This window comes from Montanilutibacter psychrotolerans, from assembly GCF_003719825.1.
Taxonomy (GTDB): Bacteria; Pseudomonadota; Gammaproteobacteria; order Xanthomonadales; family Xanthomonadaceae; genus Montanilutibacter; species Montanilutibacter psychrotolerans.
In genome coordinates, this window is sequence record NZ_RIBS01000002.1 from 473,813 (window position 1) to 495,232 (window position 21,420).

The following is a 21,420-nucleotide window of genomic DNA, read 5'->3' on the forward strand; positions in this document are numbered from 1 at the left end:
GTCCGGGCTTCCCGACGTATCGACAGATCACATCGGTACCCGATCGATCGGGTGCTGGTGTCCTCAGCGGCCGAGAGGTAACGAACCGCGCGCGGTGTGGCGTCGACAAGAACACAGACGCAATTGACGGTTCGGTGCCGGTGATGCTGGCCGAATCGGCATCGGCATCGGCTCGTCTTCCGCGCAGACCGGTTCGACGCATCGGGCTTTGGTCGCAGCGTCCGTGGGGCTATTGTTTCGTCCCCGATATCAGGCAACGCGCTTCATGACCCGACACTCCTGGCTGTGGCTGGTGGTATTGCTGATGTCCGCGGCGCTGGCCGCGACCTTCCTGCCGTGGGGAGGGCAGAGTGTTCCGGTTGCCACCGGGCCTGCCGCCACGCCGTTTGGCTGGTCGGCGACGCTCAGCCTGACCGCGGGCGATGGCGTTTCGGGTCTGCGCGATGGTCCCGGATTGCAGGCGCGGTTCGACGACCCGTATGGCGTGGCGGTCGGCGACGACGGCACGCTGTACGTAGCCGATGCCGGCGATACGAACCGAATCCGCCGGATCGGCATGGACGGCACGGTCGCCACGCTGGCCGGTTCGATGGAAGGCTTTGTCGACGGCACCGGCGTCGCGGCCGCGTTCAATACCCCGTCGGGGATGGCACGCGATGTCGCCGGCAACCTCTACGTGGCCGACACCGGCAACCACGCGATCCGCAAGGTCACCGTGCAGGGCGTGGTGACCACGCTGGCCGGCACCGGTACCGCCGGCTATCGCGATGGCCCCGGCGCGCAGGCGCAGTTCAACGGGCCCATCGGCGTGGCCGTGGACCGCGCAGGGCGCGTATACGTAGCTGACACCTACAACGACCGCATCCGCGTGATCGAACCCGATGGACGTGTCGGCACCCTGGCCGGTGGCGCATTGCCGGGCGACCAGGACGGCGTGCGCGATGCCGCGCGCTTCGATACGCCAACGGCCTTGGCCGTGGACGACGCCGGCGTGGTGTGGATCGCCGACACCCGCAACAACGCCATCCGAAGGCTGGCGCCCGATGGCGCCGTGACCACGCTGGCGCTCAGTGAACCCGACGTCACGCGCCCGGCGCTGCGCCGACCGATCAGCCTGGCGCTGACGCACGACGGCATGCTGTACGTCGGCGAGATGGCGAAAGGCCGCATCCTCCAGGTGGCGCGCAGCGGGAAACGGCACGTGCTCACCGGCGCCACGCTGGACCAGCGGATGGCGCGTCCGGCTGGGGTGGCGGTGGACGCGAACGGCGTGCTGCACGTCACCGACGCCGGCAGCCACCGGATCCATCGGATTGCGCCACGCGGCGCACCGGGCGAGCAGCAACTGCCGTCGGGCATCGGCCCGGCGGCGCAGGATCCGTTGCCGCAGACCGCCGGCCGCTGGCCATTGAAGCCGCAGGACGGCTGGCACGAAGTGGTTGGAACGCTGGGCGAGGTGCGCGGCAATTTCGATCACGACAACCGCGATCACCTGCACAGCGGGCTGGACATCCGCGGCGACGTGGGCCAGCAGGTTCTGGCGATCGCCGACGCCAAGGTCAGCAGTCCGACGGGCTCCTGGGGCATGGGCGAGCAGGGCGAGGGCATCGCGCTGGACGACCTCAGCTACATCCACATGCGCGTGGGGCGCAGCGCGGCAGGGGAGGTGTTCGACCCGACCCGCTTCCAGCTGCTGCGCGACGAAGCAGGCGAACCCGAGCGCGTGCGCGTGCTGCGCGGCACGCGTTTCCGCGTGGGCGACGTGCTGGGCACGATCAACGGCCAGGCCCACGTGCACCTGAGCGTCGGCGCCAACGGATTCGAGCGGAACGCGATGGCACTGGGATTCGTCGGCTACAGCGATACCTACCCGCCGCGCATCGACGGCATCGGCCTGATCGACGCCGCCGAGCAGGCCTTGACGCAGAAGCTGGAGGGCCGCCTGGTGGTGCCGCGCGGCACTCCGGGCCTGCAGATCGTGGTGGACGCCTGGGACCAGGTGGACCGCAACCAGCCGCGCCGCCGCCTGGGACTGCACGCGGTGGGCTACCAGATCCTCCAGGCCGACGGCCGCCCGTTGCCCGGATTCGAGGGGCCGCGCATGAACATCGAGTTCAACCGCATGCCGGCCGATCCGGATGCGGTGATGGTGGCTTACGGCCCGGACAGCGGCGTCACCGTGCACGGCAGTACGATCACGCGCTTCCAGTACGTGGTGACCAACACGGTGCGCGACGGCCGACTGGCCTTTGGCCACTGGTCCACCGGCGAGTTGCCGGCGGGGGACTACACGGTGCGCATCACCGCGCGCGACTACAGCGGCAACGTGGCCAGCACGGGGCGGGATCTGTTGCTGCGGTTGCAGTAGGGCGGAGTGTTTGCAGTGTGGCCCGGTGCGACGCCCATCGCCAGCCGCCGGGCGTCGCGATCATCGACGGTGCGTCGGTCGCGCAGGCAACTCGTCATCGCGGCCGGAACCGCCGGGCAGGAAGACGGCGCGGCGGGGCGCGATCAGCCTTCGATCTGGCGTGAGGGGTCGCTGAGCTCCAGTTCGCGCAACACCACACCGGCCTGGGTGCGGTTGCGCACGCCGAGGCGTTCGAAGATCGCGGTGAGATGCGCCTTGACCGTGCGCTCCTGCACGTCCAGGCGGTCGGCGATCTGCTTGTTGAGCAGGCCCTGCGCCACCAGGGCCAGCACGCGGAACTGCTGCGGCGACAGGCTGGCCAGGCGTGCGGCAAGGTCAGCGTCGCCGCGGTCGCTGTGCGTGCGCGAAACGGTCGCGCGCAGCGAGGGCGGCAACCATTGCTCGCAAGCCAGCACAGCGCGGATCGCGTCGCGCAGTTCGTCCAGCCCGGCGCTTTTGGGAAGGTAGCCGGCAGCGCCATGGTCGAGCGCGCGCCGCACCACGCGCGGGTCGTCGTTGGCCGAGACCACCACCACCGCCACGCCCGGGTGCTGGGCGCGGATGGCGGCCAGTCCGGCCAGTCCGTGGTTGCCGGGCATGTGCAGGTCCAGCAGCACCAGGTCGATGCCGGGTTCGGCGTCGAGCGTGGCGAGCACGCCATCGAGCGTGTCGGCCTCGTGGATGCGGGTGTCGGCCACCGCGTCGGCCGCGGCCTGGCGCAATGCGGCTCGAAACAGCGGGTGGTCGTCGGCGACAAGCAGGGAAGGCATCGGGCGACGCACTCGGAATCGGAAACGGGGGTGGACGCGTTGGCGATGGGCATGACCGGCATGCCGCGACGACAGGGCGGAGCAGGTAGCGACAACGCGCTAGACGACAGCTCGCTAGGCGCCGGCATGTTCGGTGACAGCATGCTCGGCGAATGCCGCGCTCGCCTAGCCTAGCAAGCGGATTGGGGGGGCGACCGGGCGAGCGCCTGTACCAACGTACGATGGGCGCGCCGCTGGCGCTTGCTAGGCTGCGGCGATGAATCCACATTCGCCTTCCCGCCACGGGTTGCGCCGCGCCGGCATGGGCGCGGCAATCTTCGTCCTTGCCACCACCGGTGTTCTGGCTGCGGCCACCACGGTGCGCGCCACCCCGCCACACGCCGCCACGGAGGCGGGATCGATGACGCCGGAGACGCCGCTCACGCTGTCCAGCCAGGTGCGCGTGACCGAACACCGCGGCAACGACGACCTGCTGACCGCCGGGCTTGGCCGCGACGGCCTGCGTGCGATGGTGCCGCCGGGCTTCGCTGATCCCGCGTCGCCCACCGCCGCCGAGTTGCGCCGCCGCGCACTGTGGAGCAATTGGCGCGGCATCGCCGATCTCTCCCCGGGTGGCGGCTACGGCGAGGTGTACGGCAGCACCGTCAACGTGCCCGGCCGCGAGTTCAGCGCCTTCGCGCGTTTACCCGGAGCCACGCAGCCGCACCGCGTTCTGGTGCAGGTGCCCGATGCGTTCGACACGGGCAGACGTTGCGTGGTGGTTGCCGCCTCGTCGGGTTCGCGCGGGGTGTACGGGGCCATCGCAGTCGGCGGTGCGTGGGGCCTGCCGAAAGGCTGCGCGGTCGCGTACACCGACAAGGGCGCCGGCAGCGACTATTTCGATCTCGACAGCGGCCTGGGCGTGCGCCTGGACGGCACGATCGGCACCGTCGACGATGGCCTGGCGTTCGTGCCCGAAGGCGCCGACGGCAAGCGCGGCATCGCGTTCAAGCACGCGCACTCGCGCGACAACCCCGAGGCCGACTGGGGCCGGCACGTGCGGCAGGCCGCTCAGTTTGCGCTGCAGTCACTGGAGCAGGCGTTTCCGCAATCGGCGCCATTCACCTTCGCCAACACGCGCGTGATCGCGGTGGGTATCTCCAACGGCGGCGGCGCGGTGCTTCGTGCGGCGGAAGACGAGGGCGAGCCCTGGCTCGACGCGGTGGTGGCCGGCGAGCCGAACGTGCACGTCGACGGTGGTCGATCCCTCTACGACTACACCACCGAAGCGGCTTTGCTGATGCCTTGTGCGCTGCTGCATCCGGCCCTGGCGCCGTTGCCGCAACCGCCGGTGAGCGCGCAGGCCGCACCGCTGTGGGCGCTGCGCTGCGCTTCGCTGAAACAGGCCGGGCTGGTGGAAGGCGACGACACCGCCAGCCAATCCGCGTCGGCGTATGCGCGGTTGCGCGCCCGCGGATGGAGCGACGCGGCGCTCCGTGCGGGTGCATTGTCGGTCGGCTTCGATCTGTGGCGGGCCGTGGCCGTCACCTACGCCTCGGCCTACGGTCGTCATGGCGCCGGCGAGGGCCCCTGCGGCCATGCGTTTAGCGCGATCAACCCAGACTTCACGCCCCGCGCGGCGACCGCCGTCGAACGCGCCGCGTGGTGGGCCGACGGTAGCGGCATTCCGCCCGGTGCCGGAGTCGGCATCGTCGACACGCGCATGCAGCTGCCCGATGCCACGCTACCGGGCCTGCAATGCCTGCGTGCTCTCCACGACGATGCCGATGCGGCGATCCATGCCGGCATCGCCGCGACGCGCGCCCGACCGCCGCGCGCAGGCCTGCCGGTGGTGGTGGTGCACGGACTCGATGACGGGCTGATCCCACCGGCGTTCAGCAGTGCGCCGTACGTGGCGATGGCGAAGGCGGCCGGTCGCGACGTGCGCTACTGGCAGGTACCGCACAGCCAGCACTTCGACGGCTTCCTCGGCCTGCCGGACTACGCCGCACGCTACCTGCCGCTGCTGCCGTACGTGTATGCCGCGCTGGATCGCGTCCAGGCGCACCTCGACAGCGGCGCGCCACTGCCCGTCGACGCCACGTTGTCGACCACGCCGCGCGGCGCGGGTCATCCGCTCGCCGGGACGCACCTGGCCATTCCGCACAACTGATCTCGCGGGCGGCCTTCCGGCGATGCTGCCGGCAGCCCCCGGTGCGCCGGCGCTACGCCCCGCGAGCATCGCCTTTGGGCGTCGTCCCGTGGCCAGCGCGGGAGGCACTGTGGTTTGTGGTCGTGCTTGACGACGCGTCAGGCGCCCGCAATCCGCCACGCTCGGGGCACGCCAACCTGTCCAGTTGCGTACCGGCGGGCACGGTTCGGGAGGCATTCCACTTGCCGCCCGTCGTTGGCATTGGCAACCTGCATACCTGCGGTCGCATTGCGATCGCGTCACGGCCAATGGAGCGCCGCATGCCGCGTCACTTTTCGATGATCCGCGAGTTTCACCTGGCGGACTGGTTCACCCTCGGCAACGCGTTCTGCGGCACCGGCGCGATCTTCTCGGCGATGCGCTTCCTGCAGGAAGGCGACGTGCGCGACCTCATGATCGGCATGGCGCTGATCCCGCTGGCCTTCATCCTGGATGCGCTCGACGGTCGCATCGCACGTTGGCGGAAGTCGTCCTCGACCCTGGGCCGCGAACTGGACTCGCTGGCGGACATCATCTCGTTTGGCGTCGCGCCGGCCGCGCTCGCGTACGCCTGCGGCCTGCAGGGCGGTTGGGACTGGATGGTGCTCAGCTACTTCGTCGGTTGTGGCGTCAGCCGCCTGGCGCGCTACAACGTCACCGCCGAGCAGTTGTCCGGCGACGAAGGCAAGGTCAAGTACTTCGAAGGCACGCCGATCCCGACCAGCCTGTTGCTGGTGGTGGTGTTGTGGGTGGCCGCTTCGCAGGACGCCATCGGCAGCCAGCTGTGGCTGGGGATGGTCCAGCTCGGTCCGTGGCAGCTCCATCCGCTGGTGCTTCTGTTCGCGATTTCCGGCTCGTTGATGATCAGCAAGACGCTGCACATTCCCAAGCCCTGAGTAACGCCGCGATGCGCCGGCCGCGTGGTCGCGCGGCGCACCCCGACATGCGCTGGCGCATGTCGTTGGATGCAACACGGCCGTTGCTATGATCGCCACAAACCTTGGAGGGTGCGATGGCGAACCACGGCTTCGGTGCAGGCGGCTTCAATGCCGACGGTCACGGACAGGAAGAATTCGCGGCGCTTGCGCGCCGGTACTGGAATGCCTGGGGCGAGATGATGCGTGCCGGCGGCGCGCCTTCGGCCGCGGGCGTCGGCATGCCGGGCTTCGGCATGCCGGGCTTCGGCGCGGCGGGTGCGGGCGTCGACAAGGGCGCCATGCCCGGCTGGAACGACGCCATCGCGTGGTGGTCCAAGCTCGCCCAGGGCAGCGGTGGCGGCGCAGCGAACGAGACGCTCGATCGCTTCAGCCAGCAGGCCAGCGGCTGGTACGCGCAGATGCAGGACGTTGCCGCGCGCTTCGCCGGTCGCGACGGTAGCGCCGCCGACATCACCCGCGCCTGGAAGGACGCGCTCGGCGGCGGCAATGTGTTTGCCGATGCGATTCGCGGCATGCAGGGCCCCGGCCAGCATGGGTTCGAGCAGTGGGGCGAGCAGGTCAAGCCTTGGCTCGATCTGCTGCAACGCGGCGGCCGCGACTGGGCCGGCACGCCCGCGTTCGGCTTCGCACGCGAGCACCAGCAGCGTTGGCAGAAGCTGGCGCGCGCGCACGACCAGCACCAGCAGGCCAACCAGGCGCACCACGCGATGCTGGGCGATGCCACCCAACGCGCGTTCGAGCTGTTCGAACAGAAACTGGCAGAACGCAGCGAACCCGGCCGGCAGATCGGCTCGGCGCGCGCACTGTTCGATCTGTGGATCGACGCCGCCGAAGAGGCGTATGCCGAGATCGCGCTGTCGCCGCGTTTCCGCGCGAGCTATGGCGAGCTGGTCAACACGCAGATGCAGTTGCGCGCGGCGGTGCAGGGCGAGGTGGAGCAGGCCGCGATGCAGTTGGGCATGCCAACGCGCACCGAGGTCGATGCCGCGCACCGCAAGATCGTCCAGCTCGAACGCGAGCTGCGTCGCCTGCGCGATGCCGTGCAGGGCCTGGCCGGCAACGCCGATTCGCCACGCGCGGCCACTGCGCCGCCGCCGCGCACCGCCACTGCCGACACACCCGCCAAGCGCGCGCCTGCCGCCGCGCAGACCTCGGGACGCAAGGCGTCGGCAAAGAAAGCCCCGATGGCACCTGCAGCCAAGCCCGCGAGCGGCAAGCAAACCGCATCGCGTGCGCCAGCAGCCAAGCCCGCGCGCGGCAAGCCACTGACGGCCAACGCAACCAAGGCCGTGAAGGCGGCGAAGGGAAAGCGCTGACATGAACGGATACGACGCCTACGGGCCGCTCAACATCAGCGCCGAATCGCTGGCCAACGAAGCGATGCAGGCGCAGGGCAAACTGCGCGCCGGACTGGACACGCTGCGCGAGGTCGACGACGTCGAGTACGGCGCCACGGCGAAGGAAGAAGTCTGGCGCGATGGCAAGGTCGTGCTGTACCGCTTCCGCGGCGAGCAGACGCCCACCGCCCGCGTGCCGCTGCTGATCGCCTACGCACTGGTCAACCGGCCGTACATGGTCGACCTCCAGGCCGACAAGTCGATCGTGCGTGGCCTGCTCGAGCGCGGGGAGGACGTGTACGTGCTGGATTGGGGCTATCCGGACCGCTCCGACCGCTACCTCGAACTGGATGACTACATCCAGCGCTTCCTGGGCGGCGCGGTGGATCACCTGCGCAGCGCCTACCGCCTCGATTCGATCAACCTGCTGGGCATCTGCCAGGGCGGCGCGTTCTCGCTGTGCTACGCCGCGCTGAATCCGGCCAAGGTGCGCAACCTGATCACGATGGTCACGCCGGTCGACTTCCACACCCCCGACAACATGCTGTCGAACTGGGTGCGCGAGCTCGATGCCGACCTGTTTGTCGACACGCTGGGCAACGTGCCTGCCGATGTCATGAACTGGTGCTACCTCACGCTCAAGCCGTGGCGGCTGTTCGTGCAGAAGTACGTGGGGCTGGTGGACATCCTCGACAACAAGCAGGCGCTCGAGGACTTCCTGCGCATGGAAAAATGGATCTTCGACTCACCCGACCAGGCCGGCGAGGCATTCCGCCAGTTCATCAAGCAGTTCTACCAGGGCAACGGCTTCGTCAAGGGCGGCATCGACATCGGCGGTCGCCCGGTCGATCTGCGCCATATCGTCGCGCCGGTGCTCAATATCTACGCCGAGCAGGATCATCTGGTGCCGCCGGATGCCTCGCGCGCGCTGGCCAAGCTGGTGGGCACCACCGACTACAGCGAGTTGTCGTTCCGCGGTGGCCACATCGGCATCTACGTGTCGAGTCGGGCGCAGCGCGAAGTGCCGCAGTCCATCCACGACTGGCTGACGCGGCGTTCGCGATAGGCCGGCGCGGTGGCCATCGACCCGGAACGTGAACCGCACCGCGCTCGGGTTCGCGCGCGGGCTGTGCCGATGGCCGTCGGCAAGGTGTAATCCCGGCATGACCAAGCCCGCCATCTTCGCCCTCAACGCCGCGCTGCTGTTCGCCGTCGCGGCTTCCGTCCACGCCGCGCCGCCACCGCAGGCCGTGCGCGAGATCGACCAGCTGATTGGCGCCTTGGGCGCGTCGGGCTGCGAGTTCCAGCGCAACGGCAGCTGGCATCCCGCGGCCCAGGCGCAACAGCACCTGCGCCGCAAATACGACTGGCTGCGCGAGCGCGACATGGTCGCCACCGCCGAGCAGTTCATCGAACGCGCCGGAACCAAGAGCAGCCTCAGTGGGCGTGTCTACCAGGTGCGATGCGCCGGTCGCCCGGCCGTGCCGTCGGCGGCGTGGCTGGGTGCCAAACTCAGGGAGCTGCGCAGCGCGCCGGCGCCGGTACGTTGACGCGCTAGACTCGCGCTGCCTCCCACGACGGAACCCGCCATGAGCCAGCGCCGTTCGCTCAGCCGCTCCCGCCATGACCGCATGGTCGCCGGCGTGATCGGCGGCATCGCCCACCGTTTCGGCTGGAATCCGACGCTGCTGCGGTTTGTCTACGTGGTGCTGTCGATCGTCTCGGCGGCGTTCCCGGGCATCCTCGTCTACCTGATCCTGTGGCTGCTGATGCCCGAGGAGGGCAGCTGAGCCCGCGCCTGCCAGCGGCGCTGCTGGCGGCAACGCGCGTGCTCGGGATCGCCTGGGCCGTGCCGTGCACGCTGCTGGGATTGCTGGTGGGCGCCGCGGGGTTGCCGTTTGGCGCGCACGCGCACCTGCGTCGTGCCGATTGCGCGATCGTGTTCCACCGTTGGCCCTGGGGGCCGGGTGGGGCGATCACGTTCGGCAACGTGATCGTGCACACCGGCGACACGCTGGACTCGCCGTGCGTGACCTACGCGCACCGCGCCGGCCTGCGCGAGGAAGCCCGCATCCGCATCGGCGATCACGAGCGTGCCCACGTCTACCAGTACATGGTGCTGGGCGTGCTGTTCCTGCCGCTGTACCTGCTGTTGGGCGGTGTCAGCGGGCGCAATCCGTTCGAGCGTGCCGCCGATCGCTATGCGTTGACCGGACGTGGCTGGTGGCCGTGGTCGCGCTGAGCGCGCGGCAGCACAGCGTCAAAGCCAGGGTGTGATCGGCAACGTCACGACGGATTGCCCCATCGGGCTGGCCTGCGGTCCGAAGCGCCGTTCTGCAAACACGATTCGATCCGCCTCCACCAGCACCACCGTGCTGCACCGCGTGCCGTAGCGATCGCCGTGCACGAACGGCGGCGAGAGGCGGCGTTCGAGCTCCAGCCCGACGCCGGTGTCGGGCAGTGCATCGTCGGGTGCGACGGTGATGTCGGCCAAGGCCGCAAACAGCGGCGCCAACGCGGTGTCGTCGACGTCGACGTCAGCAGCTGGCGACTGCAACCAGTTCGACAGCGCTCGCGTCGCGTGGCCGCTCTTCGGCCACGGCGCATCAAACGCGCCGTTCGACATCGCGTGCACGCCAGGGGCGACGGGCGCGTGGGTGAAGCCGGGGTGGTTGCTCGCGAAGCCCAGTTGGTTGCCGTCCCAGCCCAGCAGGTTGAAGCGACCGTACTCGTGCGCGGTGTCGGCCAGGGCGGCGAAGAAGCCATCGTTGTCCGCGTCGGAAGCGGCGAAGTCGCGCACCAGCGCGCCGCGCGATCGGGGCGCCACCTCGCCGGCGGACCCAGCGCGCACGTTGGTGACCGCGGCCAGCCGGCCCGTGTTGGACACCAGCAACCAACTGCCGCCCTGCAGCAGGTCCCGCCCGCCATACAGGTGCGGCAGATCCGGTAGCACGCCGGCTGCCGCCGCGGGACGCTCATGGAACTCGTCGCGATTGGCAATCACGGCGAGCCGGTAACGCGGATGGGATTGCCAGGCGAGGGCGATCAGGCACATGGACGGTTCCGGAATGGCGTTGGCGGGCGTTGGTTGCGCGACGGCGCTGCCCGAATCGGCACCGGTGTCGACTTCCGTGACGGCTGCGACGGATTGGCGAGGCGTCGTCGGAGATCATAGGCGCCACACGCCCATTCCCGGGCACGCGACATCCCACTGCGTTGCACCGCGGATCAGCGACATCGCTGACCGTCGCTGGCGCGGCAGCCGGAGAATGCATCGCATCTTGTTGTTGCAGCGGTAACGCCGGCATGGAAGCTGGCGTTGCCGCCCTTTCTTCAAGTGCGCACGACGCGCTGTCCCCTTCGACAACACGCCATCGTCGTCGCCGTCGCCATTGCGCGCCGCCGCGTCGCGCCACGCGTCCGCACGCGGGTTCGAGCGCCCCCCGCGCCGCGTCCGCATGCCCGCACCCTTGAGCGCCCACCCGCGCCGAACGACGGTGGCTGACCAACGGTCGATCGCCTTTACCCCGGGATAACGCCCACAGCGCTATGCTCGGGGCGTCGAAGAAGGATCCACTTCGGGTCAAACGTCCAGTCAGCTACGAGGTTCGCTGGATTCAAGGCTCAAGCATCTCTTCGGCATGGAAGGCCCAGCCACCCGAGGGGAACATCCCTTGTCGAGACTGGGCCTTCTTCATGTCTGCGCCGCGTCACGACGCCGCCATCGAGTGTTCTCGTCTGGATCGACGACCGCGCGGCGCTTGAGAGCAGTGTGTCCGCGAGCCGGGGCGTTGAATGGTGAAGGGCGAACGGATCTGCGTGCGCCGCCCGGACCCCGGAAAGACAGTACGCGTCAGGTGGCTAGCTTCGACGGGCGGTCTTCTGCTCTTTCGCCACGGGACCGCCGAGAACCTATCTCTGCCAGCCTTCCTTGCACAACAGGGTAGAGCAACTCAATGTCACCTTCGACTCGCGTGGGCCAGGTCGAAGCTAAGAAGGATGCGAGGGCGAGGCTGCCGATTGGCTCAGTACTTGGCTCGCAGGTGGCCCGATGGCTCAAAAGAACTTGGCCGAGCAGGCCAAGGGCCGATTTTGTGGCGTACCGTAGGGCGCGCGAAGGAAGGCCTCGCGTCATAGCGTATCCCGAGCGGGCGGCCGGGTAAGGGGCGGGGCACGGGGCGCTGGATGTGGGAAATGCCGAGGTCGCGCGGGGTGGCTGAGCGAAGCCAGGCCGCAGGGAAGTATTCTTAGGGCATGCATGGGGGGGGGCTATGCCTAACAAATCGTTCCGGTTTCCGCCGTGGGCTCTATATGCGTTGGTCGTCGCAGTTGCAGCGATTGCTCTAGTCTTGTTCGCTAGCGACGGCTCATTCGAAGCAAAGGATGTGGCAGCCGGACTGTTCGCTCTATTCGGAACGTTTGCTGGCGCCTTGCTTGCCTTTCGGTTGGAGGAAAATAGAGAAAAGGCGAGGGAAGTTCGCGCACAGAAGACGGCGCTCAATCGTGCGCTGCTGGTACTCGGCTTTCATCACAACGAAATACGAACCTTTCGAAACCTTATTGCTCCCCACAGGACCGACATAGAGTTGGCGTTCAATCTCCCGGCGTCGCAGCCCCCCGAACAGATCGACATGCGGCAGAAGTTCGATGAGTTGGACTTCCTTCTGGATTCGAGCGCGCCGCAAGTTCTATTTGATCTAATCATCGAGCAGGAACGGTTCGATCAGGCGTTGCAGGCGGTGAGGCAGCGGAACGAGTTCTATGTCCGTGAAGTGCAGCCAGTATTTGCGGCGCAGGGGTTGAATAACCGCCGTGTATCGATGGCAGAGCTGAAATCAAAGCTTGGGGAGTACTTGTTCGGCGGCGCATTGCAGGGAGCTGAGACCATTCGTGAGCATATTGAAGGAAGCAACGAAAGTATCCCCGTAGCCGTTGAGAAGCTGCGCAAAGTCGCTAAAGAGTTGTTCCCGGACGAGAAGTTCTTGATGTTCGAGAAGGTGTTGCTGCCCCATGAAATAGCCGAAGAGGCAGCGAAAGCGAAGGCTGCGACCGAGACGAGCGGGTTCGGGGCTACCCCGGCGCGGGTCGAAGAGTAGCCCACCATTGCCGGGCAAAAGGGTCGATGAAGGTCGCACCTGCCGCCCGTAGCGCTCTGTAGCGAAGCTACTGGATGCGGGTGGTGATCGAACTGCGAAACAAAAGGGCTAGGCCGTGAGGTCTAGCCCTTTGTTCTATCTGGTACCGGAGGTGAAGGCCGAGCTAGTCAGCAAGCTTCAAGCGCTGCTCAACAACAGCCACCTGAAAGTCTCGCGCTCGCTGCCTGACGCTCTGGTGCTTGTGCGCGAGCTGCAGGACTTCCGCGTGCGGTACACCGGGGAGGCCAACGCCACGTTCAATGCTAAGGGGTGCACGATGACCTGGTCCTTGCGCTGGCGCTGGCCGTGTTCGGTCTGTCGCGGTCGAAGCCTGCCACTTACGTGAAGTTGGTGAAGCTGCGCTAGTCGAGATTCCGCTTTGCGTCCTCGTAGCGGGAGTACACGGTTGGGACGCGACCTTCAAAAGTCATCCGCCCGACGGTGCGCCTGTCGGTCCAGTACTCAGCGGTCATAGATTCAGGCTTGTACTTCGCACCGTGTGTGGAGATCGTCGCTGCGCCAACGTGTCGCTCGCTCCGTACGCCGCGAAGTTCGACGCCGGGAGTGTTGGCATAGACGACAGAGACATCGAAGCGGTTTCCGCAGGGCGTCGGCTCGATAGCATGGGCAAGCAAGCAGGATTCCGACTCGGGCGTCATTAGGTGAATTTGTAGCTCGCTCAAAGTCTGGGCGATGCCGGCGTATGCAGTAATGGGCGGGATCCTCTGGCCAGTTTCCGGCCACTCCGACTGTATAGTCACCTTCCATGTTCCGCGAAGGTCGGGGCGATTGAACAGCCATCCTTGAAAGATTCGGAATGGCCATAGCACGTATTCCATCGCAAGCGCGACAACGACGAGCACGCCGACCACTGTGGTAAACGGCGCAAGGTGCTCCCATGAAACATGTGTTCCCTGGAGGCAAAGCACCGCGCCCCATGCGGCGGTTGCGACGGCTAGCGCTACAGTAATTTGGATGCGCGTAAACATCGCTCATGCAATCCCGATGTACTTGCGGGCGCGATCTACGAAGGCTTCAAATTGCTTGCGCTTCGCGTCACTACCGGCGAGTAGATACTTCAACTCGCTGACCTCGCCCCATTCCTTGCAGCGTTCCATGCTCGCCAAGTAGAACGACAGGTGATTCAGTACGTCGGACACGTCGCCGAACCAGGTGTCATTCGTGAAGCAGGTATTCGGAGCGTTCCAAGCGAGGCATTCGACGTTAAAACCCTTGAGCGGTTTCGCTTCGGAGATTCCTTCCTCGTCCATGATGTTGCGCAGCTTCTTAATAATGCGAACAACGCCGCGATATGCCCGGCCGGTGTCGTCGTTCTTTTGCTTCCCGTTCGTGTAGTGCTGCTCGGGCCAGTTAATGATCCTGCCGCCAGAATCGGGCCGCAGCTCCGTGCCACTGATGTAGCTTCCGCTCTTGCTGTAACGGCGGTGCTCGAAAACCGGAACCACGTCTGCATCGACGCGGTAGCTGTTCTCGTGGATGTCGAATGCCTTGTCGCCGCGTGTTACGTGGTCAGCACCCAAGTAGTCAGTCAGGGCCTTACCAATGTCATTCTTGTACTCGGTGTAGGTGTACGTGGCCGCCGAGTTGCCAAAGTCCTCGCGCTTGGTTCCCTCGGGGTAGTGCGCGAAGAAAGTGTCGCCGGTGTAAAGAACTGCGATATCCACGTCGCTGTCCTGCCTGACGTTTACACGGTTGCGGTAGGAGCCTTGAACAAACACCTTAGTGACAGATGCCACCTTCGGGCTTGCGGCGAGGGCCTTCTTAATCGCCGTAATGGAGTGCTCGATCTTGTCGCTTTCGGTCTGGCTTGGGGCCTGCGCCCACGTGGCAAAACGGTCGTTCAGTGCCGCGCTCATGGATTCCCCTTCAAGTTGGAAACTCCCCAGTCGATACGGATTGTGACGGCCGTCACCCATTTCAAGAGCCGCCCCGACTTGCCCCTAAGCCCGAACCGTCAAGCGCTTACCTGTGGCGACGATCTCAAAGGTTTCGTCGTCTATGCGGTTTAGTGCGCCGCCGCCCGTGAGGAGGTACGAGGGCAGACCTTCGATGCGCCCATTTGGATCGCTAAGGTCGCCAGTGCTGATAAAGCTGCGGCGGACGTGGACGCTGTAGCGGTTGCCCTCGTCGTCGTAGGCGTCGAAGTTGTCTGGCATGGCGGTTCTCGCAGTGGGCCAGCCTGTAGCGTGCCAGAGCGGAGTCTCGCAGGCTGCGACTGTTGCGGGTGTGCGAGTCGGGGCAGCGATCGCAGGCCACCGGGGCCGCAAAATGAGTCGCAGGGCGTGCTTACAGGTCTCGTAGTGCTGTGTAGTCGAGCCTACGGGCCGCCTGCGGGTCGTGATTCGACTGCGCAAAAAACAAAAGGGCTAGGCCGTGAGGCCTAACCCTTTGTTCTAGCTGGTACCGGAGGTGGGACTCGAACCCACACGCTTTTAAGGGCGGCGGATTTTGAGTCCGCTGCGTCTACCGTTCCGCCACTCCGGCAGCGGGCGCGCAGTATAGCCGAGCGAAGGCGCTATGGGCGGCCTGCGTTCTCAGAATCCGCCGAAACGTGCCATCGCCGCGGCAAGCACGAAGATCGCCGCGATCAACACCAACTCGAACCGCACCACGCGCGCCAGGCCGGCGACGGCGTCTGGGCCTGGTCGGAAGGCCGGATCGATGGTGAGTGCCTTGCGCCAGCGCAGGATGCGCACGGTGGGCAGGATCGACAGCAGGCCAACCAGCACGTACGCGCCGAGCTTGGCGTGGAACCACGGGTTGTGCAGATAGAAGTCTTCGCCCTTGATGCCGAAGAACACGCGCAGCAGGCCCACTACCAGCAGCAGCCCGGCGCACATGCCGTAGCCGGCGTCGAGTCGGGTCAGTCGTTGCAACGTGGCGGTGTCGATCGCGCCGCGCAGCAGCACCGATTCGGCCACCAGCATCGAGACCAGGGCGAACACCAGCAGGTGATGCCCGGAGGCCATCAACAGGTCGATCAACATCGGAACTCCTTTTCCAGTCGGGCCGGCTCCAGTCGGGCCGGGCTCAGCGGGCGTCGTCGGTGCACAGGGTCTTGTCGAGGCGGGTGAACCACTCGCCCTCCTGCGGCACGAACATCGAACAGCATGCCATCGGCGCCTTGTAGATGTGCAGCGACACGGCCACCGCATCCGGGTTGGTGTTGCGGATGGTGTGGTACTCGTGTGGCGGGATCAGGCTGCCAGCGCTCCCGGGGCCGGCGTGCATGCCGCCAGCGGCGCGGAAGCGGAAGCGGTTGCCGTCCTGTTCCAGCAGCTCGTACTGGCAGATCTCCAGCTCGCCGTCCCACACGCCCTCGACGCACCATAGCCCGCAGTGGTCGTGAACCGGCGTGCCCTGGCCCGGGCCCCAGGTCATCGCCACGACGCTGTAGCCGTGCTCGGGGCTACGGTACAGCTCGCGCCGTGCGTAGTGGTCCTGCAGTGGCTCGTGCACGCAGTCGGGCAGGCGCACGTCCTTGTCGCGGATCAGGTTGCAGAGGGTGCGGCGCAGCGCCGCGGTGATGGCGTGTTCGTCGCCCTGTGTCACGGCCGCATCCAGGGCGGCGATGAACTTATCGTGGCCGGGGAATGCGATGTTGGGCAGAGCGGTTTCGGTATCCATGCCCGTAGTTTAGGCCCTCACATGCATTTCGGTATGGGGCTTATGACAAATTGCGATGACGTGCGGGTGCGCATGGTCGCTGGCGTGACGCGCGCGCGTCGCTCGCGTCCAGGTCTGACGCGGGCGGGGCAGGCCTAGACTGGTCGCATGCCGTCATCCGACTCCACCGCCCAACCCGGCCGGACCGGGCATAGCGTCGTCCCGGCGCGCGGCGTGCAGCGGCTGTTTTTCGCGTTGTGGCCAGACGAGGCGACTCGCATGGCGATCCATGCCGAGGCGATGCGACTGCAGCAAGCGCGGGCGCCCGGCGGCCGGTGGATCGACCGTCACCGCTATCACATGACGCTGCAATTCCTTGGCGACTTCGCGTCGGTGCCGCCGTCGCTGATGGGTGCGGCACTTGCCGCCGGGGGCCACGTGCGCGCGCCGGCGTTCGAATTCGTGCTCGATGTGGCCGGCAGTTTCGGCAAGCTCTGGTGGCTGGGGTGCGACGCGATGCCCGATGGCCTGGCACTGTTGTGGCAGCAGCTTGGCGCCGCACTGGAAAGCCAAGGGGTGCGCCCGCGATCGGAGCACGGGCTGACACCGCATGTGACGGTGATGCGCCATGGCGACCGCGCATTGCGCGCGACGCCGATTGCGCCGTTGCCGTGGGCCGTGTCCCGTTTCGTGCTGATTCGCAGCGAGCAGGGCGCGCGCAACGCCTACGACCTGCTCGGCCAGTGGCCGCTCGGCAAGGCCTGAAGCGCACCCGCAGGTCTCCCACGACGCGCTCGGCCAGGGCCGGCGCGCCTGCCTGCACCCACCGTCAATGCCGCAGATGGAAGTCGGGCGATTCTTCGAGGTGACCGTCTTCGTTCATCACCGCGTAGGCCGATCCGCCGGCGAACAGCACCGGCTGTGCAGAGCCTTGATCGGGATGGCGGACGAAGCGCAGCTCCCAGCCGAACAGTTCGAGCTCGCGCAGTCGGCGGAGCTGGTCGGAGTTGAGCTGTGCCCGCAACTGGTACTGGGTGGACGGGTGTTGCCGGCGTTCGTGCATGCTCATGCGTCACTCCCGGGGGCGGGGGCCCCTGATTCGTGACACGGAGCGCGGCTGGGCAACCGCCCATGCCGGCGTCCGTGATGGCGCCCGGCCGGTGGAGCGGTCGGACTGCGACTGGCGGCGGCTCGCCGTGCTCGGCGGACTTGTGCGTCGCGCGCACCGTCCGAAGCCGCCATCAGGTAGGCAGAATGGGACGCCTGCCACCTGCTGCTGTCAATTACCGCCCGTCACCGGAGACGCGCACATGGGCCAGCCAGATCCGCGCATCGACGCCTACATCGGCACGTCCGGCGAGTTCGCCCGGCCGATCCTCGCGCACCTGCGCACGCTGGTGCACGCCAGCTGCCCGCAGGCGGAGGAAACGCTGAAGTGGGGCATGCCGAGTTTCACCTACCGCGGCCGGATCCTGTGCTCGATGGCAGCGTTCAAGCAGCACGCCACGTTCGGGTTCTGGCAGGGAGCGCTGATCGTGGATGCCGACGGTAACCAAGCCGACGAGGCGATGGGTCAGTTTGGCCGGCTGGCGAAGGTGTCCGACCTGCCCGGAAAACGGGTGATGGCCGGATACATCAAGCAGGCTATGGCCTTGATCGACACTGGCGTGAAAACTCCGAAGACGCGCGGCACGACGCCCCGGCCGCCGCCGGTGGTGCCCGAGGACCTTGCCGCCGCGCTGGCCGCCAATCCCCCTGCCGCAAAGGCATTTGCCGGGTTCGCGCCGGGCCAGCAGCGCGAGTATGTCGATTGGATCACCGAGGCCAAACGCGAACAGACCCGGCAGCAGCGCCTGTCCCAGGCGGTCGAGTGGATCGCACAGGGCAAGCTGCGCCATTGGAAGTACATGGGCTGCTGAGCGATTTCCCGTGGGGTCGCCCGGTGCGAGCGGCCCGACAAAGCGGCCGGCGCGTGTCGCCCGGGCAGTACCGGCCTCAGCGGGCTCGCGGCGCTGCCGAGCTGGCCGCTTCCGGCGCAAACAGCTTGCGCAGCAGGCCCGGCGAGGCGCTGCGGTAGATGGTGTCGTGGCGCAGGTCCGGGCGCGGTTCGTGCGACCAGTCCACGCCCTGCGGCGCGTGCTCGGCCAGCGCCTTTGCCAGTGCCGCCGTCTCGGCCTCGATGCCGGGCTCGTTGGCCGAGGTCAGCAGCAGGCGGTTTTCCAGGCGCGGGTGCGCCTGCAGCCAGGCCGGTGCGGCGCGCAGCAGGGCCTTGTTGTTCCACCACAGGCTCGGGCTGAGTGCGATGTATCCGTCGAACAGGGTCGGCTCGGTGAAAAAGGTCTCGACGATGAACAGCCCCGCCAGCGATTCGCCGATGATCGCGGTCTGGCCATCACCGCGTAGGCGACGATCCGCCTCGGGCATCAGCTCGTCGCGGATGAAGGCGCGGAATGCGGCCGATCCGCCAACCCGCGGCGCGATCGTGCGGTCCTCGGCGACGTGGGTCGGGCCGGTCATGTCGCGGCGGCGTTCGGTGTTCTCGATGCCGACCAGCAACACCGGCCGCATCTGCCCGGCAAGGATGCCGGCTTCAAGGGTTGCGCTGACGTGCGGGAAGTCTTCCTCGACGCCGCCATCGGGCATGTACAGCACCGGGTAGCGCGTGTCGGCGGCCTCGTAGCCGGGCGGGGTGTAGACGTTGATGCGTCGGGTCTCGCCCAGCACCGTCGATTCGATGGTGAACGTCTGGGCCAGCAACGTGCGCGCGGGCGTCGCGTCCGGTGCGGTCTCGCCGGGAACCTGCGCAACCGATTGCGTGCCCGGCGATGCGGTGACCGCTGACGACGCGGCGTGGGGCGATGCGGCCATGGCCTGCGAGACGGCGATGGCCACGACGGACGCAACCAGCAGTCGTGTCGGTACGGAACGGGAATGCGGCATGTTCGGCCTCCTTGGCAGGCGGCCATTGAATCAGCGCGAGCCCGCGATTGCCCAGTGCCGGCACCAGCGCGCACCAGCGGCGCGCGCGTGCTGCCGCCCCGGAGGGCGGCAGCACGCCACGGTCAGCGCGGCGCGGTATCGGTGCGCAGCACCGGATAGAGGTTGTAGCGCGTGTCCCACGACTCGTGCCGACGTGCGAAGAACTCCAGGCGCGCCTGCGGGCTCTTGGCGAACGCGGGATCGTCCTTGATGCGCTGTTCGAACGCGGCCTTGAGCACGGGGTCGGCGGCGAGCATGGCGCGCGCGACGTCTTCGGCGACGTAATCCTCCATGTACTCCTTGCGCTCGAACGCGTTGTTGAACGCGCCCCACGACGCAAGCGCGTCCGGCGCCTGCGGTTCCAGCAGCGACATCACCAGGCGCGCCTTGGGCTGTGCGATCGGCACGTACAGCGCACCGGCGCCGATGTCGACCGTCTCGGGCTTCCAGTTGCCCTTGACCGTGAGGCGCTGGTGGCCTTCGACCGAGCCGGTGGCGAACTCGGTGCTGTCGGCGCGGAAGGCCTCGACGGCCACCTGCGTCTGCGGCTGGGTGAGCCGGCGGTATGCGATCGCGTGGGTATCGAGCGATGCCGCCACCCGTGACGCATGCGCAGCCGGGACGAGGTAACCGCCGCGCGGCGCGGCGACGACGAGGTCATCCTGGACGTCGCCACGCATCGGGACGTTCCAGATCTGCGGCGTGGTGTCGTCGTAACGCGTCATCAGCGCACCGGAAACGTCCGAGGGCGTGCGGGTGTAGGCATAGCCCCGGAACGCGACGGTGGTGGCCTTTTCGCCCACCTTGTGGCTCAGCGCTACCGGTTCGCCGGCCAGCTGGCTGGCCCGCGCGTCGGCGGCGTCGGCCTGCGCGCGCCAGTCGCGGCCGTGCTGCGCCACCTGCTCGAGCACCGCGACGATCGTGTTGCGGGTGATGCGCACGCGGGTGGGGTAGTCCTTCCACGAATGGGTCTCCACCAGCATGCCCAGGCGGTTGCGCAACTGCATGTAGCCGTGGGAAAAGCGCGGCGGCGCCACCGCGTCCTCGAATCCCGAGGCCGGGTTGTCGTACTCGACGAACGACGGGTAATACGACAGCGGCAACGAACCCTGCGCGGCGAGGCTGGCGATCACGCCGTCGCGCCACACCGTGCCGGCGGCGCGCAGTGGGCGGTCGCCGGCTCGCACCGGCTCGACCTGGATCGAGATGTCGTGCTCGAACTTGGCGCCGTCGGTGACGTGCAGGTCGACGTAGGCCAGCGGATCCCATTGGTTGATCAGGCCCAGCATGGCCTGCATCTCGGTGCTTTCGGCCTTGGCGTAGTCGCGGTTGAGGTTGAAGTTCTGCGCGGTGGTGCGCCAGCCCATCTCCTCGGGGCCGCGCTGGTTCGGTCGATGCCAGCCGCCAAAGCGCTCGTGTCCGTCGATGTTGAACACCGGCACGAACACCAGCACCTGCCGGTCGAGCACGCCGGCCCCGGCTTCCCCGTCGAGCACCTGGCGCAGGGCGAGGAAACCGGCATCCTTGCCGTCGATCTCGCCGGCGTGGATGCCGCCCTGGATGAGCGTGACCGGCAGCCCGCGCTCGCGTGCGGCAGCAGGCGTGAACGCGCCGGTGTTGGACGCCACCAGGGCCTTCATCGTCCGGCCTTCGGGCGTGGTGCCGAAGTCGATGCAGCGCACCGCGGCGGGATAGCGCGCGGCAAAGGCTTCGCACAGGGCGATCACTTCGTCGTAGCGGCCGGTCTTCAGGAATCCGCTGCGTTCGGACAGCGTGGTCAGCGGAGCAGGGTCGGCGGCGTGGGCGGCCGGGGCCCAGGACGTGACGCCGGCGGTTGCGGCGATGAGGGCGAGAAAGAGCAGGTGCGGCTGGGGCATCGTCGTTTCCATTCGGTTGGAGGGAGCCTCGGGCAACGGCCGTCCTGGCCGATCCCGGGGCGACGCATCCGGTTCCCCGGATCCGTCAGCGGCCGGCCCGATGCCGGCACGCCGCCGACAGGCCAGTCGCAGGCAACACCTGCGTGTGTTGCGTGGTGCGTGTTTCGTGCTGCGAGGCGT

The 21,420-nt window shown here is 67.6% G+C and carries 21 protein-coding genes and 1 tRNA gene; 11 read left to right on the forward strand and 11 right to left on the reverse strand.

Annotated features, from left to right (window positions below; all coding sequences use genetic code 11):
- The first annotated feature begins 265 nt into the window (after positions 1-265).
- The gene (locus tag EER27_RS05635) at positions 266-2,368 is read left to right on the forward strand and encodes an NHL repeat-containing protein (protein ID WP_123087037.1); all 2,103 of its coding nucleotides are present in this window, start codon (positions 266-268) and stop codon (positions 2,366-2,368) included.
- Between the two features lie 143 nt (positions 2,369-2,511).
- Here EER27_RS05635 and EER27_RS05640 read toward each other — a convergent pair whose 3' ends face one another.
- Entirely contained in the window at positions 2,512-3,177 is a 666-nt protein-coding gene (locus tag EER27_RS05640; RefSeq protein ID WP_123087038.1) for a response regulator transcription factor, read from the reverse strand.
- 256 nt (positions 3,178-3,433) lie between these two features.
- On the opposite strand from EER27_RS05640, the gene EER27_RS05645 reads away from it, so the two are divergent.
- From EER27_RS05645 to EER27_RS05675, 7 genes are all read left to right on the forward strand, one after another.
- Positions 3,434-5,329 carry a 3-hydroxybutyrate oligomer hydrolase family protein gene (locus tag EER27_RS05645; RefSeq protein WP_223807184.1) on the forward strand — a complete coding sequence of 632 codons (1,896 nt, stop codon included), beginning with the start codon at positions 3,434-3,436 and terminating at the stop codon, positions 5,327-5,329.
- A 299-nt stretch (positions 5,330-5,628) separates the two neighbouring features.
- Positions 5,629-6,243, forward strand: a complete 615-nt coding sequence (gene pssA, locus EER27_RS05650) for a CDP-diacylglycerol--serine O-phosphatidyltransferase (protein WP_123087278.1) — start codon at positions 5,629-5,631, stop codon at positions 6,241-6,243.
- Positions 6,244-6,359: 116 nt separating this feature from the next.
- A complete protein-coding gene (locus EER27_RS05655; protein ID WP_123087039.1) occupies positions 6,360-7,601 on the forward strand; it encodes a poly(R)-hydroxyalkanoic acid synthase subunit PhaE in 1,242 nt (413 codons plus the stop codon).
- A gap of 1 nt (position 7,602) precedes the next feature.
- Positions 7,603-8,688: a class III poly(R)-hydroxyalkanoic acid synthase subunit PhaC gene (locus tag EER27_RS05660; RefSeq protein WP_123087040.1), complete on the forward strand. Its 1,086-nt coding sequence runs from the start codon at positions 7,603-7,605 to the stop codon at positions 8,686-8,688.
- Between the two features lie 97 nt (positions 8,689-8,785).
- Complete coding sequence (locus EER27_RS05665; protein WP_123087041.1) at positions 8,786-9,172, forward strand: YfeK family protein; 387 nt, start codon at positions 8,786-8,788, stop codon at positions 9,170-9,172.
- A gap of 39 nt (positions 9,173-9,211) precedes the next feature.
- Positions 9,212-9,412 (forward strand): PspC domain-containing protein, encoded by a 201-nt coding sequence (locus tag EER27_RS05670; RefSeq protein WP_123087042.1) that lies wholly within the window; start codon positions 9,212-9,214, stop codon positions 9,410-9,412.
- The gene (locus tag EER27_RS05675) at positions 9,382-9,864 is read left to right on the forward strand and encodes a hypothetical protein (protein WP_223807185.1); all 483 of its coding nucleotides are present in this window, start codon (positions 9,382-9,384) and stop codon (positions 9,862-9,864) included. The genes EER27_RS05670 and EER27_RS05675 overlap by 31 nt, the downstream gene beginning before the upstream one ends.
- A gap of 18 nt (positions 9,865-9,882) precedes the next feature.
- Here the strand turns inward: EER27_RS05675 and EER27_RS05680 are convergent, their stop codons facing one another.
- Positions 9,883-10,677, reverse strand: a complete 795-nt coding sequence (locus EER27_RS05680) for an NRDE family protein (protein WP_123087043.1) — start codon at positions 10,675-10,677, stop codon at positions 9,883-9,885.
- 1,216 nt (positions 10,678-11,893) lie between these two features.
- Here EER27_RS05680 and EER27_RS05685 point away from each other — a divergent pair.
- A complete protein-coding gene (locus tag EER27_RS05685; RefSeq protein ID WP_148040946.1) occupies positions 11,894-12,718 on the forward strand; it encodes a hypothetical protein in 825 nt (274 codons plus the stop codon).
- A 401-nt stretch (positions 12,719-13,119) separates the two neighbouring features.
- Here EER27_RS05685 and EER27_RS05690 read toward each other — a convergent pair whose 3' ends face one another.
- The 6 genes from EER27_RS05690 to EER27_RS05715 form a co-directional block, all read right to left on the reverse strand.
- Positions 13,120-13,746, reverse strand: coding sequence for a Cap15 family cyclic dinucleotide receptor domain-containing protein (locus EER27_RS05690; protein WP_123087045.1), 627 nt, complete (start codon positions 13,744-13,746; stop codon positions 13,120-13,122).
- A gap of 3 nt (positions 13,747-13,749) precedes the next feature.
- Positions 13,750-14,634 (reverse strand): nucleotidyltransferase domain-containing protein, encoded by an 885-nt coding sequence (locus EER27_RS05695; protein WP_123087046.1) that lies wholly within the window; start codon positions 14,632-14,634, stop codon positions 13,750-13,752.
- Positions 14,635-14,718: 84 nt separating this feature from the next.
- A complete protein-coding gene (locus EER27_RS05700) occupies positions 14,719-14,934 on the reverse strand; it encodes a hypothetical protein (RefSeq protein WP_123087047.1) in 216 nt (71 codons plus the stop codon).
- A gap of 242 nt (positions 14,935-15,176) precedes the next feature.
- A tRNA-Leu gene (locus tag EER27_RS05705) sits at positions 15,177-15,262 on the reverse strand.
- A 50-nt stretch (positions 15,263-15,312) separates the two neighbouring features.
- Complete coding sequence (locus EER27_RS05710; RefSeq protein WP_123087048.1) at positions 15,313-15,765, reverse strand: DUF2214 family protein; 453 nt, start codon at positions 15,763-15,765, stop codon at positions 15,313-15,315.
- 43 nt (positions 15,766-15,808) lie between these two features.
- Positions 15,809-16,405 (reverse strand): cysteine dioxygenase family protein, encoded by a 597-nt coding sequence (locus EER27_RS05715; RefSeq protein ID WP_123087049.1) that lies wholly within the window; start codon positions 16,403-16,405, stop codon positions 15,809-15,811.
- Between the two features lie 147 nt (positions 16,406-16,552).
- On the opposite strand from EER27_RS05715, the gene thpR reads away from it, so the two are divergent.
- On the forward strand, positions 16,553-17,149 hold the full coding sequence (thpR, locus tag EER27_RS05720; RefSeq protein WP_123087050.1) for an RNA 2',3'-cyclic phosphodiesterase: 597 nt from the start codon (positions 16,553-16,555) through the stop codon (positions 17,147-17,149).
- Positions 17,150-17,213: 64 nt separating this feature from the next.
- On the opposite strand, the gene EER27_RS05725 is transcribed toward thpR, so the two are convergent.
- Positions 17,214-17,453: a hypothetical protein gene (locus tag EER27_RS05725; protein WP_123087051.1), complete on the reverse strand. Its 240-nt coding sequence runs from the start codon at positions 17,451-17,453 to the stop codon at positions 17,214-17,216.
- A 241-nt stretch (positions 17,454-17,694) separates the two neighbouring features.
- Here EER27_RS05725 and EER27_RS05730 point away from each other — a divergent pair, with 241 nt between their 5' ends.
- Entirely contained in the window at positions 17,695-18,303 is a 609-nt protein-coding gene (locus EER27_RS05730) for a YdeI/OmpD-associated family protein (protein WP_123087052.1), read from the forward strand.
- Between the two features lie 76 nt (positions 18,304-18,379).
- Here EER27_RS05730 and EER27_RS05735 read toward each other — a convergent pair whose 3' ends face one another.
- Together EER27_RS05735 and EER27_RS05740 are read right to left on the reverse strand one after the other, a co-directional pair.
- The gene (locus tag EER27_RS05735; RefSeq protein ID WP_223807186.1) at positions 18,380-19,324 is read right to left on the reverse strand and encodes an alpha/beta hydrolase; all 945 of its coding nucleotides are present in this window, start codon (positions 19,322-19,324) and stop codon (positions 18,380-18,382) included.
- Between the two features lie 122 nt (positions 19,325-19,446).
- Positions 19,447-21,240, reverse strand: a complete 1,794-nt coding sequence (locus EER27_RS05740) for a M14 family metallopeptidase (RefSeq protein WP_123087281.1) — start codon at positions 21,238-21,240, stop codon at positions 19,447-19,449.
- Positions 21,241-21,420: the final 180 nt, after the last annotated feature.

Coding starts and splice junctions, on each gene's coding strand:
- EER27_RS05710 (WP_123087048.1), bottom strand. CDS start 15,765: ATGTTGATCGACCTGTTGATGGCCTCCGGGCATCACCTGCTGGTGTTC.
- EER27_RS05715 (WP_123087049.1), bottom strand. CDS start 16,405: ATGGATACCGAAACCGCTCTGCCCAACATCGCATTCCCCGGCCACGAT.
- EER27_RS05660 (WP_123087040.1), top strand. CDS start 7,603: ATGAACGGATACGACGCCTACGGGCCGCTCAACATCAGCGCCGAATCG.
- EER27_RS05695 (WP_123087046.1), bottom strand. CDS start 14,634: ATGAGCGCGGCACTGAACGACCGTTTTGCCACGTGGGCGCAGGCCCCA.
- EER27_RS05730 (WP_123087052.1), top strand. CDS start 17,695: ATGGGCCAGCCAGATCCGCGCATCGACGCCTACATCGGCACGTCCGGC.
- EER27_RS05735 (WP_223807186.1), bottom strand. CDS start 19,324: ATGCCGCATTCCCGTTCCGTACCGACACGACTGCTGGTTGCGTCCGTC.
- EER27_RS05700 (WP_123087047.1), bottom strand. CDS start 14,934: ATGCCAGACAACTTCGACGCCTACGACGACGAGGGCAACCGCTACAGC.
- EER27_RS05685 (WP_148040946.1), top strand. CDS start 11,894: ATGCCTAACAAATCGTTCCGGTTTCCGCCGTGGGCTCTATATGCGTTG.
- EER27_RS05690 (WP_123087045.1), bottom strand. CDS start 13,746: ATGTTTACGCGCATCCAAATTACTGTAGCGCTAGCCGTCGCAACCGCC.
- EER27_RS05640 (WP_123087038.1), bottom strand. CDS start 3,177: ATGCCTTCCCTGCTTGTCGCCGACGACCACCCGCTGTTTCGAGCCGCA.
- EER27_RS05725 (WP_123087051.1), bottom strand. CDS start 17,453: ATGAGCATGCACGAACGCCGGCAACACCCGTCCACCCAGTACCAGTTG.
- thpR (WP_123087050.1), top strand. CDS start 16,553: ATGCCGTCATCCGACTCCACCGCCCAACCCGGCCGGACCGGGCATAGC.
- EER27_RS05670 (WP_123087042.1), top strand. CDS start 9,212: ATGAGCCAGCGCCGTTCGCTCAGCCGCTCCCGCCATGACCGCATGGTC.
- EER27_RS05635 (WP_123087037.1), top strand. CDS start 266: ATGACCCGACACTCCTGGCTGTGGCTGGTGGTATTGCTGATGTCCGCG.
- EER27_RS05680 (WP_123087043.1), bottom strand. CDS start 10,677: ATGTGCCTGATCGCCCTCGCCTGGCAATCCCATCCGCGTTACCGGCTC.
- EER27_RS05645 (WP_223807184.1), top strand. CDS start 3,434: ATGAATCCACATTCGCCTTCCCGCCACGGGTTGCGCCGCGCCGGCATG.
- pssA (WP_123087278.1), top strand. CDS start 5,629: ATGCCGCGTCACTTTTCGATGATCCGCGAGTTTCACCTGGCGGACTGG.
- EER27_RS05740 (WP_123087281.1), bottom strand. CDS start 21,240: ATGCCCCAGCCGCACCTGCTCTTTCTCGCCCTCATCGCCGCAACCGCC.
- EER27_RS05655 (WP_123087039.1), top strand. CDS start 6,360: ATGGCGAACCACGGCTTCGGTGCAGGCGGCTTCAATGCCGACGGTCAC.
- EER27_RS05665 (WP_123087041.1), top strand. CDS start 8,786: ATGACCAAGCCCGCCATCTTCGCCCTCAACGCCGCGCTGCTGTTCGCC.